Source organism: Kistimonas scapharcae (assembly GCF_039540975.1).
Lineage (GTDB): Bacteria > Pseudomonadota > Gammaproteobacteria > Pseudomonadales > Endozoicomonadaceae > Kistimonas > Kistimonas scapharcae.
Genome location: NZ_BAABFL010000392.1, coordinates 1 through 12661, shown reverse-complemented (window position 1 = coordinate 12661; position 12661 = coordinate 1). Strand labels below are relative to the sequence as shown.

At 51.2% G+C, this 12661-nt stretch carries 14 protein-coding genes; 8 read left to right on the top strand and 6 right to left on the bottom strand.

Annotated features, from left to right (window positions below; all coding sequences use genetic code 11):
* Positions 1–846: 846 nt before the first annotated feature.
* The 3 genes from ABD892_RS14550 to ABD892_RS14540 are packed head-to-tail and all read right to left on the bottom strand — an operon-like array spanning position 847 to position 2329.
* Positions 847–1500, bottom strand: coding sequence for an SOS response-associated peptidase (locus tag ABD892_RS14550; RefSeq protein ID WP_345196569.1), 654 nt, complete (start codon positions 1498–1500; stop codon positions 847–849).
* A 7-nt stretch (positions 1501–1507) separates the two neighbouring features.
* Positions 1508–1747 (bottom strand): putative signal transducing protein, encoded by a 240-nt coding sequence (locus ABD892_RS14545; RefSeq protein WP_345196568.1) that lies wholly within the window; start codon positions 1745–1747, stop codon positions 1508–1510.
* Positions 1748–1768: 21 nt separating this feature from the next.
* Positions 1769–2329 (bottom strand): tetratricopeptide repeat protein, encoded by a 561-nt coding sequence (locus tag ABD892_RS14540; RefSeq protein WP_345196567.1) that lies wholly within the window; start codon positions 2327–2329, stop codon positions 1769–1771.
* Positions 2330–2556: 227 nt separating this feature from the next.
* Here ABD892_RS14540 and ABD892_RS14535 point away from each other — a divergent pair, with 227 nt between their 5' ends.
* Positions 2557–3732, top strand: coding sequence for a 1-acyl-sn-glycerol-3-phosphate acyltransferase (locus ABD892_RS14535; RefSeq protein ID WP_345196565.1), 1176 nt, complete (start codon positions 2557–2559; stop codon positions 3730–3732).
* A gap of 1 nt (position 3733) precedes the next feature.
* Complete coding sequence (locus tag ABD892_RS14530) at positions 3734–4045, top strand: YqfO family protein (RefSeq protein ID WP_345196564.1); 312 nt, start codon at positions 3734–3736, stop codon at positions 4043–4045.
* On the opposite strand, the gene ABD892_RS14525 is transcribed toward ABD892_RS14530, so the two are convergent.
* Entirely contained in the window at positions 4042–4587 is a 546-nt protein-coding gene (locus tag ABD892_RS14525) for an NUDIX hydrolase (RefSeq protein ID WP_345196562.1), read from the bottom strand. The genes ABD892_RS14530 and ABD892_RS14525 overlap by 4 nt on opposite strands.
* Positions 4588–4835: 248 nt before the next feature.
* Here ABD892_RS14525 and ABD892_RS14520 point away from each other — a divergent pair, with 248 nt between their 5' ends.
* The 4 genes from ABD892_RS14520 (at position 4836) to ABD892_RS14505 (ending at position 7027) form a co-directional block, all read left to right on the top strand.
* Positions 4836–5459: a CoA pyrophosphatase gene (locus tag ABD892_RS14520; protein ID WP_345196561.1), complete on the top strand. Its 624-nt coding sequence runs from the start codon at positions 4836–4838 to the stop codon at positions 5457–5459.
* Between the two features lie 76 nt (positions 5460–5535).
* Positions 5536–6072 (top strand): gamma carbonic anhydrase family protein, encoded by a 537-nt coding sequence (locus ABD892_RS14515; RefSeq protein WP_345196560.1) that lies wholly within the window; start codon positions 5536–5538, stop codon positions 6070–6072.
* Positions 6069–6266 (top strand): DUF1289 domain-containing protein, encoded by a 198-nt coding sequence (locus tag ABD892_RS14510; RefSeq protein ID WP_345196559.1) that lies wholly within the window; start codon positions 6069–6071, stop codon positions 6264–6266. Before ABD892_RS14515 ends, ABD892_RS14510 begins: the two co-directional genes overlap by 4 nt.
* On the top strand, positions 6263–7027 hold the full coding sequence (locus tag ABD892_RS14505; protein ID WP_345196558.1) for an SGNH/GDSL hydrolase family protein: 765 nt from the start codon (positions 6263–6265) through the stop codon (positions 7025–7027). Before ABD892_RS14510 ends, ABD892_RS14505 begins: the two co-directional genes overlap by 4 nt.
* 8 nt (positions 7028–7035) lie before the next feature.
* On the opposite strand, the gene ABD892_RS14500 is transcribed toward ABD892_RS14505, so the two are convergent.
* Entirely contained in the window at positions 7036–8304 is a 1269-nt protein-coding gene (locus ABD892_RS14500) for an HlyC/CorC family transporter (protein WP_345196557.1), read from the bottom strand.
* A gap of 169 nt (positions 8305–8473) precedes the next feature.
* Positions 8474–9283: a cytochrome C assembly family protein gene (locus tag ABD892_RS14495; protein WP_345196555.1), complete on the bottom strand. Its 810-nt coding sequence runs from the start codon at positions 9281–9283 to the stop codon at positions 8474–8476.
* A 319-nt stretch (positions 9284–9602) separates the two neighbouring features.
* Between ABD892_RS14495 and ffh the strand changes: the two genes are divergently transcribed.
* Together ffh and ABD892_RS14485 are read left to right on the top strand one after the other, a co-directional pair.
* Entirely contained in the window at positions 9603–11009 is a 1407-nt protein-coding gene (gene ffh / locus ABD892_RS14490) for a signal recognition particle protein (RefSeq protein WP_345196554.1), read from the top strand.
* A gap of 392 nt (positions 11010–11401) precedes the next feature.
* The gene (locus ABD892_RS14485) at positions 11402–12631 is read left to right on the top strand and encodes a hypothetical protein (protein ID WP_345196553.1); all 1230 of its coding nucleotides are present in this window, start codon (positions 11402–11404) and stop codon (positions 12629–12631) included.
* The last annotated feature ends 30 nt before the right edge of the window (positions 12632–12661 follow it).

Here is a 12661-nt window from a genome sequence, read left to right as displayed (position 1 = left end):
GGGTCATTGATTACTCACTGACCACCCCCTGTTTAAGTTGGAAATTTCAGAAGAGGCGACAACTATGCTGGCACAGGGGGGCAGCGTTTGAGCATGGTTTTAAAATCAGAGGAGGGTGAACTAAAACTTTAAAAAGTCACTACAGTTTCTGTTTGCACAATATTCAGCATGTAGTCTTTACACTAAAAAGGCAGGGTGATTTTTGATACAAAAAAGTCTGTCGGTCTCTACATCATTCGATTCAAAGATATACACGTATCGTTATGTTCACTCTGAATGGCAGTATGCCAAAGCAAAAATGTGTTGTAATGTAATAAATGGAGATATTTTTATAACTAAAAACAATATAAGCTAGTCTATAGCTTGAATGATTGTTTAGGGCATTCCTTGAGTTGTGCTTCGCAGTGTTTATAAGTTGCTTAGTGTGCGTTACCTCTATTTTCACAAGATACTTATGCCAACAAAACTTAAGGTGTTAGCAGGAAGAGCTTCATCGGCAGCAAAATGACAATTGATGTCCGAACTTCATTGAATCTTTTATAAACGGCTATGGATTACCAACGTCACATCCTGGCAGTGAAGTATTCAAGGATGACTAATCCAATGAAGGCAGCGGGCAATATTGGGCAAAGATTCGTTGATAGGTGTGTAGGTCCTGAAGGCTGTTTAGGTTTTGTCTACTATGAGCTTCCTCTCAATGGTGAATGGTCTGATCTAACTGCTAACTTTCGTATCGAGAGGAAAGGCAAAGACCGGTATCTCGTCCTTGAAGAGATTCATGTTATGTAATCCTAAAGTGAACACATTCATGAGTAGTCTCAAATCAGAAAAATATATCCGAACGAATTATCCAGCAATAGCTTCAATGCACTGTGGCCCTTTGTGCGCGGGATTATTCACATATGTGGAGACAGGCCAGAGTTGCAAAAGTTCTGGAGCTAATGGCTGTAACAGTGTCTGGCAAGTGATCAGGTCACTGTCAGTGGATAGCCAGGTTTCATAGTGTTCCGGCTGTAGAATAACGGGCATTCTTTCGTGTACTTTGGCCGTCAAGGGGTTAGCCTCTGTCGTGATGATGGCGCAGGAGTCATAAAAAACGTCGTCTGACGCATGATAGCGTTCCCAGATTCCGGCGAAGGCCATCAGTGATTTATCGCGCTTGCGGATATACCAGGGTTGCTTGTGGTTAGACAACGACTGCCATTCAAAATATCCATTCGCAGGTATCAAGCAGCGACGCTGACGGAACGCGTGACGGAACATGGGCTTTTCCGCGATAGTCTCAGCACGGGCGTTGATTTGTGCCCGTGACAGGTCTTTTAGCCAGCCGGGTACCAAGCCCCAGCTGGCAGTCACACATTCTCGCTGATGATGGTTGCGGATAAGGGTGACCTGGTCACGCGGGGCAATGTTGTAATGTGGTAGCTGGCTGAACTGGAGATCCAGCCCAAATTGTCGGCAGTCCACCTTGTCTGTCAGCAGGGTAAAACGTCCGCACACGGTTAGTTCATTCCTCAGGGGTGTCGTCAATGACAGGGGTGGCATTGAGCCACTCGTTGACCAGCTCCCGAGCGCGGTCTGCATCCGCTATATCGGTAAGCAGCCCCAGGAGATCATGGGCCGGGAGTTCGCCAACGGCACCCTGCAGGTAGGTGCCTGAAATATGGGCATGGATATGGTGGCTGGCCAGCATATCCTGCAGGCCCTGCGCCTCAAGGTGATTCCGGGGGCTGTATATCTTGATCATGACCCTTTACCGCGTGACGGTTTATTGCGTTTTCAGGTAGATCTGCTGCAGTTGGTCAGACAGCATGCGGGCTTTCTCAATCTGCTCAGGGGTCAGCAGTTTGCTGATGTCATCGCGCAGTTTGACCGCCTGCTCTTTTACGGAAGATTCTTTTAACTGACTCAGTGTGGCCCACATGTAAGCAGAGATCATATTGGCGTCTGTCCCTTGGCCGGTGAAGTAGGCTTTGGCCACTTCGTATTGCGCAACCGGATCCAGCTGGCGGGCCGCGTCGGCATAGTGCTCAAAGGCACGGGTCAGGTTTTTCTCGACTCCCAGGCCCTTGCTGTAGGCTTCACCGAGCAGACGCTGAGCCTCTGCGGAATGTGCCTTGGCTGCCTGCTGAAGCTCGCTGACGACTCGCTGCATCTGCTCCTGGTTTCCACTGGACAGCAGCTCGCGTCCCTGACTGATCATGGATTCAAGGGTATTTCCCTGTTCCGCATCCTTGTCCTCCGCGGGTGCGGTGGTGGCGATTGCTGCCAGTAATGCGGCTGCCAGTACCCCGTATTTGACCTGCATCGTTTCCTCGATATTCTTCACGTTATGTACACCGGATTATACTCGCTGGCAGTTTAAAGGCTATGTTTACACAGCTTTTACTGTTGATTGCCTCGGTTACACGAGAAAGCGATAGCGAGCCCTATCCCAAAGCATAAACTACCGCCTACCCCTTGTCAGACGGGGGATGGCAGCATTTACAAAAGCGAAACCAGCAGATACAGAAATCGAATGATCATCTGTTTATAATGCCATCCAGTTATAAATTTTTGAGCGACTGCGGGTTAATGGAGCAATTCGACGATATTCGTCCTTACAGTGATCAGGAAGTTCGACCGATACTGGATCGTCTGTTACAGGATCAACAGCTGCTGTCAGCGCTGGTGCATTTCAGCTATCCCTCCCTGGCGATGTCCCTGGGGGGCTTCCTTCGTCCGCTGACCCGCTTTCTTCTGCAACGCAAGCTCGCCGGTATTAGTGATGTGCGTGGTTTGCAGCACGTGATTGCGCCCTATATTGAGCGTGTCGTGAAAAAAACGACCAGCGACGTAACCTGGACCGGCCTGGATACCCTGGAGCCCGGTCAGTCTTACCTGTTCCTGAGCAATCATCGCGACATTGTGATGGACTCGGCTTTTGTGAATTACGGCCTCTATAACCGAGGTATGGAGACCATGCGGGTTGCCATTGGCGATAATCTGCTGAGCCGCCCGTATGTCAGTGACCTGATGCGGCTGAATAAGAGTTTCATCGTAAAACGGTCACTGGTCTCGTTGCGGGAAAAGCTGGGTGCTTACCAGAAACTGTCTGCCTTTGTGAATCACTCCATTGAAACCGGTCATTCTGTATGGATTGCGCATCGAGAAGGGCGAGCGAAAGACGGCGACGATCGAACCGACAGCGCCATCATCAAGATGCTGTACATGAGCCAGAAAGGCAAAGGTCACACGCTCGGTGAAGTCATGGAGAAGCTGAGGATCGTGCCGGTATCCGTTGCTTATGAATATGACCCCTGCGACCAACGCAAGGCGAATGAGCTGCAGGTCAGGTCAGACAAGGGAAACTATGACAAAGCAGCGGATGAGGATCTCCAGAGCATCGCAACGGGGATTGAAGGCTGGAAAGGGTATGTGCATGTGTCATTTGGCCAACCGCTGGGCGCTGGGTTTAATTCGGCGGTTGATGTGGCGCGGGAAGTCGACAGACAGATCCATACCCTCTATCACCTGCACCCTTCCAACTATATTGCCCATGAGCTGTTATGTGAGCATCAGAGTGGTCAGAAGATACCAGGTTGGGAGCAGCAATTTTCAGGCATTGACCTGAATGAGAAGCGAAGTGCGTTCCACGAGCGTTTGAGTGCTTGTTCGACAGCCAGCCAGGACTGGTTTCTGAAGATATACGCGAATCCTGTGATCAATTATTATCGGGATTTGTCGGGTTGATATGTACAAGCTCTGTTTCTTTGTGCCGGACAGTCACCTTGAACAGGTCAAGGACGCGATTTTCGTTGCCGGTGCTGGCCGGGTGGGTGGTTACGATCAATACTGCTGGCAGTGTGAAGGGGTGACTCAGTTTCGTCCCTTAGCCGGCAGCCAGCCCCACTGTGGTGAGACCGGTCGCCTCGAAGCCGTACCGGAAGTGAAGGTGGAAACGGTGGTTGAGGATCATTGTCTGTCAGCTGTCATTGAGGCACTACGCGCTACCCACCCTTATGAGCAACCTGCGCTGGAAGCCTGGCCAATCACTATTGTTTAACGGTTAGATATTGATAATTGCAGGTCTTCCATATGTACCGGGAAATGGTTATCCCGCCGGTCGATGAAGTATTGGGTCAGGCTGGCTTTGATGGATGAGAAGGCGAGTTCCCGCCAGGGAATGTCTGCTTCTGAAAACAGGCGGGTTTCCAGGCTTTCTTCGCCGGGTGCAAAATTTGTATCTTCCAGTTCGCCTCGAAAGATCATGTAGACCTGATTGATATGAGGAATATTGAAGACTAGGTAAAGTTCCGGCTGTTTGACCCTGGCTCTCGCTTCTTCCCAGGTTTCCCGCAAAGCGGCCTCACGGGTGGTTTCCCCGAGTTCCATAAAGCCGGCAGGGAGCGTCCAGAGCCCGCGGCGGGGCTCAATTGCCCGTTTGCAGAGCAGGATCTGATCATTCAGCCAAGGCAGTATGCCGGCGATAATCTTCGGGTTCTGGTAGTGGATAAAGCCACATTGACGACAGATATAGCGCTCCCGATTGTCCCCATCCGGTACGGTCAGCTCAACGGATGCTCCGCAATGGCTGCAATAATTCATGACGCGATTACCTCGACTCTCCCCTAATCAACAGTCTACCCTCCGTGAAGAAAGGATTGAACCTGGAGGGGGGATATAGCGTCTAAGGAAATAATTGGCCTTAATATTGCTTTTCTGATGGAGGATGGTTGTTAAAGCGATTTGTCGCTGGAGAATCGTGGGAACCGGGGATATAGTAATCTGAATGTATTGGAAAGCAGGATGGCTTTTCCGGAGTCACAACGAAAGGCAAGGATGCATGCCGGATTATGTTGAAACAAATACGAAATCAGCTGATAGAACACACCCCCAGGGATCTGGCCGTACCGCTTCCTGAAGCGGCCGTTTTGATTGCCCTGACGGATAATACCCACAACCCTGAGATTATTCTGACCCGCCGCTCTGCCCGGCTCAATACCCACAGTGGTGAGGTAGCCTTCCCCGGGGGCAAGCGCGATCCAGAAGACCGGGATCTGCAGATGACCGCGCTCAGGGAAACCCACGAAGAGATTGGTGTCCCCAGTGATTCGGTAGATGTTCTGGGTCGTACCGGGCAGGTGATTTCTCGCTTTGGTATTAAGGTCACGCCTTTTGTGGGGCTGGTCCCGGAATCCATAAAATTACATGCCAACCTGGATGAGCTTGATCGTGTTTTTCGGGTTCCTTTAGCATTCTTTCTGGAAGCTGAGCGCCTGCGTACCGATGAGTTACGGTATAAGCAGCAATCGTTTTTTGTGCCGGCCTGGCAGTATGGGGATTACCAGATCTGGGGCTTGACGGCCATTATGCTGGTGGAATTCCTCAACGTCGGACTGAATGCCGGCATTCCGCTGGACGTGCCGCAGCAGCGTGGGCAGCGTGTCGAGGGTGGTATCTGGCGCAAGCAGGCGTGAGTTCCTTCTCGACCGTTTTCCGGTAAACTCCTTCCCCGAGAATAATAATCATCCCTTTACGGGAGAGGCTTCCTGCATGATTTATCGCCTGGGTGAACGCTGTCTGGATGTACGTGGTGATGACTGGTTTGTGGCCGACAGCGCCCGTGTCATTGGTGCGGTCGCGCTGGAGAATAATGCCAGTATCTGGTTCAACGCCGTAGTACGTGGTGATAATGAGCTGATTACGGTAGGTGAGAATAGCAATATTCAGGATGGCGCTGTGCTGCATACTGATCCCGGTTTCCCGTTGACGATAGGTCGGGGGGTAACGGTTGGGCACAAAGCAATGTTGCATGGTTGTGAGATCGGGGAGTATTCCCTGGTGGGGATCAACGCAGTGATCCTTAATGGTGCAATGATTGGCAAATATTGCGTCATTGGTGCCAACGCACTGATTCCGGAAGGCAAAGTCATTCCCGATTATTCGGTTGTCATGGGTTCGCCCGGCCGGGTCGTCAGAACGGTCACCGATCCTCAGAAGAAAATGCTGGAGCTCTCCAGTGCCCATTACGTCCAGAACTTTCAACGCTATCAACGACAGCTGGTGGTTGATGAGCGTTTTTCCTCATGATGAAACTGCGCGATTACCTGGTTAGCTCTCCCTGTATTGCCGTATGTAAGCTGGATGCAATGGAAATATGCACTGGTTGTGGTCGTCACATCCGCGAGATTCGTGATTGGCCTGAACTCACCCGAGAGCAGAAGCTGGATGTACTGACGCGTGCGCGGGAAAGAATGGCCTCAGGAAATATGGGGCAGCCATGAACGTGGTTCGTCGGTCGGTCTGGCGACACCGCTTGTTCTGGTGGGTGGGGCTTGCCGCTTTGCCTGTGCTTGCCGTACAGGGGCGGTGGGTCAGGCGTAAGACACCCCGCCTGCCGGAGGCTCGGGGAGAGTGGCGGGGCAGTGCAGGTAGCGGGAGCATTGTCAGGCATCTCTATCTACTGGGAGAGTCCACCGTTGCTGGTGTCGGGGTTGACTTAATGCGCCAAGCTCTGGCGGGTCAGTTGGCGAATGCATTATCTGCTGAAAGTCGTGCCAAAGTGAGTTGGCAGGCGCTGGGAAAAAATGGTCTGAAATGTGAGGATTCGATCTCTGAATTGTTACCCTCTTTTCGGCAGGCTCAGGAAGATGCACCTGCCAGCCTTATGGTGATCGCGCTGGGTGTAAACGATACAACGGGTCTCACCAGTCAGAATGCCTGGCGACGTCAACTTGTACACATGCTGGAAGAGATTCGTTCCGTCACCGATTGTCCGGTTGTCTTTGCAGCTATCCCCCCTGTACACCTGTTTTCTGCATTACCACAGCCACTGTCTACAGTGTTGGGTGCGCGGGCGCGACTGCTGGACAAGGTATTACAGAATGTCGCTAAAGCACATTCCCGGGTCTTTCATATGAACACGGTCTTTCATTTTCAGCCCGATTACCTCGCTTCTGATGGTTATCACCCGTCAGAGAAAGGCTATCGATTGTGGGGAGAGCAGTTGGCCCGCCAGATTCATGCAGCGGGCCTTCTGGAATAGCTAGAGGCTTAGGATGGCTTGATCGGAGGATAAACGCGTACGGAGCGTACCCGGTTATCCCGAATCTGTAGAATTTCCATGCGATAACGGCCACTGATGGTGATACAGACCGATGTGTCGGGAATTTCTTCGAGATGTTCGGTCACCAATCCGTTCAGTGTTTTGGGGCCGTCTACGGGCAGGTGCCACTCGAGTGCCTTGTTGATATCCCGAATGGTCGCGGTGCCATCAATAATGAATGAGCCATCAGGCTGAGGGGTGATGTCGCGGTTGTTACTGGCGACGTCAGTCGTGAATTCGCCGACAATCTCTTCAAGAATATCCTCCAGTGTGACCAGTCCCATGACATCGCCGTACTCATCCACCACGATGGCGGTCCGGCGTTTTTCTTTCTGGAAATTGAACAGCTGGGTATGGAGCGGTGTACCTTCCGGGACAAAATAGGCATCGCGGGTCTCATTCAGCAGGGCGGCGCGATTGACTTCGTCCAGGCTCAGCAGGCGGGCCACTTTACGCATGTGCAGGATGCCGACGATATTGTTGATGTCCCCTTTGTAGATCGGTAGCCGGGTGTGCTGGGCGGTGCGCAGTTGTTCCAGTATTTCATCAATATCATCTTCGATATCAATACCCACCACTTCGTTGCGGGGGATCATGATGTCGTCGACGCTGACCTTTTCCAGGTCCAGAATGCCCAGCAGCATCCCTCGGCGGGTGCCGGGAATCAATCCGCCGGCTTCGTGAACCACGGTGCGAAGTTCTTCCTGGCTCAGTTGGTCCGTCCCTCCTTTGGATGTATCAACGCCCAGGCAGCGCAGCAGAACGTTTGAAACCCCGTTAACAACCAGCACCAGCGGGTAGAATAGCTTGAGTAGTGGCTTGAGAATCAGCGATGCGGGAAACGCGACTTTTTCCGGGTGCAGCGCGGCCAGTGTTTTCGGGGTGACTTCACCAAATACCAGCACAACCAGGGTCAGGGTAAAGGTGGCGATGGCAATACCGGCATCTCCCCAGATTCTGACCGCCACAATCGTGGCGATGGCTGATGCCAGGATGTTCACAAAATTGTTGCCGATCAGGATGACACCAATCAGCCGATCTGTTCTGTCCAGCAGTTCGCTGGTGCGTTTGGCGGCGCGGTTGCCGCTCCTGGCCTTATGGCGTAACCGGTAGCGGTTCAGCGCCATCATCCCTGTTTCAGAACTGGAAAAAAATGCAGAAAGCAGGAGAAGTACAACAAGCGCTCCCAGCAGGACGCTTAGCGGTGCTTCGTTCAAGGGAATCTATACCTCTGTCGGTGGGGTCAGGGAAAACATGCTGGCGCTCGGCCGGTGATGTGTCGAACGTGTGCCACTTGTGCAATTGTGGCACCACGGGGGTGGTTCAGTACTGCTGCTCGTGTGGGTCATAACCATCCTGGTGGATTTTGTATTTATACCTGCGATTTTAGCCACGGTTGATAATCATATCCAGCATGAACTTGCTGCCGAAATAAGCCAGCATCAGGCAGGCAAAGCCGGCCAGGGTCCAGCGGATGGCGGTTTGGCCGCGCCAGCCGAGGATGTGTCGACCGGTCAGCAGAATGCCGAATATGCACCAGGCCAGAACCGACAGCACGGTTTTGTGAACGACATGCTGTGCAAACATATCGTTCAGATAGATGAATCCAGTGGTGAGTGACAGGGTCAGCAGAATCAATCCAGCCCAGAGAAACTCAAACAGCAGTTTTTCCATAGTCTGCATGGGAGGAAAGGCCTTGATCAGGCTGGCTGGATGGTGGTGTTTGATCTTGCTTTCCTGCCAGGCCAGCAATACAGCCTGAAACGCAGCCACGGTCAGGGTGCTGTATGAGAGAATGGAAATGATGATATGGAAGATCATGCCCGGCTGGGTGGACGGAATAATATCTTCCGGTCCACTGAGCAGGAGCGAGCAGCCGACAGCCGCGATGGCAATCGGCAACAGACCGATCAGCAGGTTTTCCACCGGCTTGCGCAGGCTGCTGGCAAGAATGATCAAAATGATCATCCAGCTGCTCAGAGAGCCTACCGTATAAAAATTCAGGTTGACGCCATTGGGGGTGTGAATAATCAGGTAGATGCTTAATGTCTGCGCCAGCGCACCGGCGAAGACCAGTGTCTGTACCAAGGGGCGGTGAATGTCGCGTCCTCGAAGACGCCCCCACTGGCAAAGGGTGCCGCTGATATAAAAGGCGATGGCCAGAATGCTGGAGATGGCGATGTTCATTGCTTCCATAAACCTGTCTGAACCCGCAGAGTTTCGCATAAGCGGTCGTCGCCGTGAAGGGTTCGATCGTGCATGCGGTGATGGTGTGTTCATAAAATGGTCATTTTGCTGCCAAGATTGGAGGGGGCGCTTTTTTGGGGAATCGTCCCGAGGAAACCCACAAAGTTGTCCACAGAAGTTGTGGGTAACTCATGTCCTTGCCCGGTTGTCCCATTTTTATGCACGGTATTTGGGAAAACACGGGGTAGAGGTGGTGATGCCGGTAGCATTGCTGCGTTATAATCGATCAAATAACCGTTAATGGTGCGCGAGAACCAAGGATCGCTGGATGTTTGAAAATCTTTCTGATCGTCTGTCGCAAACGCTGCGCGATGTGACAGGCAAAGCCAAACTGACCGAAGACAATATCAAGGATACCCTGCGCGAAGTGCGCATGGCCCTGCTGGAAGCCGATGTGGCGCTGCCGGTGGTGAAGGATTTTGTCAACCGGGTCCGTGAGCGTGCGGTCGGTCAGGAAGTAAGCCAGAGCCTGAACCCGGGCCAGATGTTCGTCAAGATCGTCAATGCAGAGCTGGTCGAGGTGATGGGCGCGGCCAATGATGAGCTGAACCTGGCCTGCCAGCCGCCGGCGGTCATTTTGATGGCGGGTCTGCAGGGTGCGGGTAAAACCACCTCCGTAGCCAAGTTGGGTAAATGGCTGAAGGAGCGGAAGAAGAAATCCGTCATGGTGGTCAGTGCCGACGTGTACCGTCCGGCCGCCATCAAGCAGCTGGAAACCCTTGCCGGCGAAGTGGGTATTGATTTCTTCCCGTCGACCATCGAGCAGAAGCCTGTGGATATCGCTAATGCGGCGATTAATGAAGCACGCCTGCGTCAGAAAGATGTGGTGATCGTCGATACCGCCGGTCGTCTCCATGTCGATGACGAGATGATGGATGAGATCAAGGCGCTGAACGGTGCGATTAGCCCGATCGAAACCCTGTTCGTGGTTGATGCCATGACCGGTCAGGATGCCGCCAATACTGCCAAGGCGTTCAATGACGCGCTGCCGCTGACCGGTGTGATCCTGACAAAGGCAGATGGTGACGCCCGTGGTGGTGCGGCGCTGTCGGTTCGTCATATCACCGGCAAGCCGATCAAGTTCCTGGGTATGGGGGAAAAGACTGATGCCCTGGAGCCTTTCCACCCTGATCGAATTGCCTCCCGTATCCTCGGTATGGGTGATGTGCTCTCCCTGATTGAAGAAGCGGAACAGAAGCTCGACAAGAAAAAGGCTGACCGACTCGTCAGCAAGCTGAAAAAAGGCAAGGGCTTTGACCTTGAAGACTTCAAGGACCAGCTGCAGCAGATGAAAAACATGGGTGGCATTGCCGGCATGATGGACAAGCTACCCGGTATGGGAGGCATGGGTGCGATGGGGCAGATGGCCCAGCAGTCCCAGGCGGGCGACAAGATGTTTTCCCAGATGGAAGCCATTATTAACTCCATGACGCCAAAGGAGCGTCGCAATCCGGACCTCCTCAATGGTTCCCGCAAGAAGCGGATTGCCTCCGGTTCCGGTACTCAAATTCAGGATATCAACCGCCTCATCAAGCAGCACAAACAGATGAGTAAGATGATGAAGAAGATGAGTGGTAAGGGCGGCATGGCAAAAATGATGCGTGGCCTTGGTGGTCTGAAAGGGCAGATGCCGGCGGGCATGATGCCGCCGGGTGGTGGTAAGTTTCCGTTCTGATCGGTGTTTAAAACCGGATATTGCGGATCGTGATCTTTAGAGGGGAAGCCTGTAGGCTTCCCTTTGTTGTTTTGTGTGGTGGGCATGACATAAACAATGAGAATGTTGTTGTAAAATCAGGGTGGCTTTCTGAGTTTCTCATATGTATGACTCCAGATAAGTAATGCGAAGTGCTGCTGCGTAAAAAGGTCAGTGATAGAGTTAATGGTATGGTTGTTCATGTTTTTTAGATGCCTTAATAAGTTAAGGCCGTCTATGAGAGTTGGCATACTGCATGGTGTTGTTATTAATACTAGTTGTTGAGTCTTCGCAAAAAAACCGGATTGTTAGTGATTTTCTAAGTATTGCTGTTTTTACTTCACATGTATGTTGTTCATTTCATGGTGTAATCAGTGGATATTGGTGCTTTTTTTTATAAGTCGGGGATCGGGATTTCAGCGGGTAAAGTATTTTCACGTGTTGTGTGTTGGGGTCGAAAAAAAATATTTGCTTTAATATCTGTTGGTATAGTGTGTTCTTTCAGTCGAATGGCTGATGTAGGTGTTAAAAAATGTTGTTCGTTGATGGAACGGCTCATTGCAAAAGAACAAAATAAATCATCGTCTGTGCAAGGCTTTGTTGAGCAATTAAGGGATGAGGTGGCCAAGAAGAAAATCAAGGATTTGCTGCACCTTTCAAGTATGGAAGATGCAGCGTACGTACTGAAAACATTGATTCCTTTTAATGATGATGAGTTCTCTGACTATGAAATGCCTGATTTTATTTCTGTAGAGGAGGAGAGCAAATATATTCTTTATGATAGTGATGATGTTATTGATTCTTTACGTTCTTTTCCAGATGAAATAGAGGCTATTTTCAACCGATATGACCTGGGTAAATCATCGTTAAAACTATTATGTGAAGAAGCGCAGTGCCTTTACCGGTATTTGAGAATGGCTGCGCCCCATGTGGCGCCTTATGGTTTTACCATGCTGAGTTCTGGTGGTGAGAAGGATAGGGAAAGGTTAATAATCAGTAAGCCAAAGCCATGCTCGATTATTTCTGCTTTTAGCCTGGAAAAAAGTTTTTTGCTGCTTTTGGGGTTGTCTTCTCTTCCGGGTGTTATGGCTGCGCCATACCGTCAGGAGAATGCGACAGCGGTTGATGTGTTACCTGCGTCTTTACCGTTGGGGTCAACGGAGCTACCTTTTTCCAGCTTGGGTAAGGAAACGTCTACGCATCATCCTTTTGTTGAGATTGAACACAGGCCTACGATCGAAGAATTAAGAAAAAGTAAAACACTGAAGTGTCCAGCCGGTGATATCTATTTTTCCAGAGATCAAATCGGTGATGGTATTGAACAATGTCCGGATGGTGCGGATGAAAATGTGCTGAGATTGTGTCACGGCAGAGGCTTGATGCCTGTGGCTTGTGGCGCGGATTCTGACGGAAATATCACTAGCGGTGAATATAAAGTTTATCATGGTCGCTGGGTTTTTCATGCAAGGCATAATGAGCAGTACCCGAACAGACGGTGTGTTTATAAAGAAAAGATTCTTGATGGCATTCTTGATTGCTTCAATGGGTGGGATGTAAGTACTCAAAAACCGGTACATAAGGCGATTTCACGTTCTGCCGCCTAAGCTCATCCCCATGTTCCCATTACCGCCTGA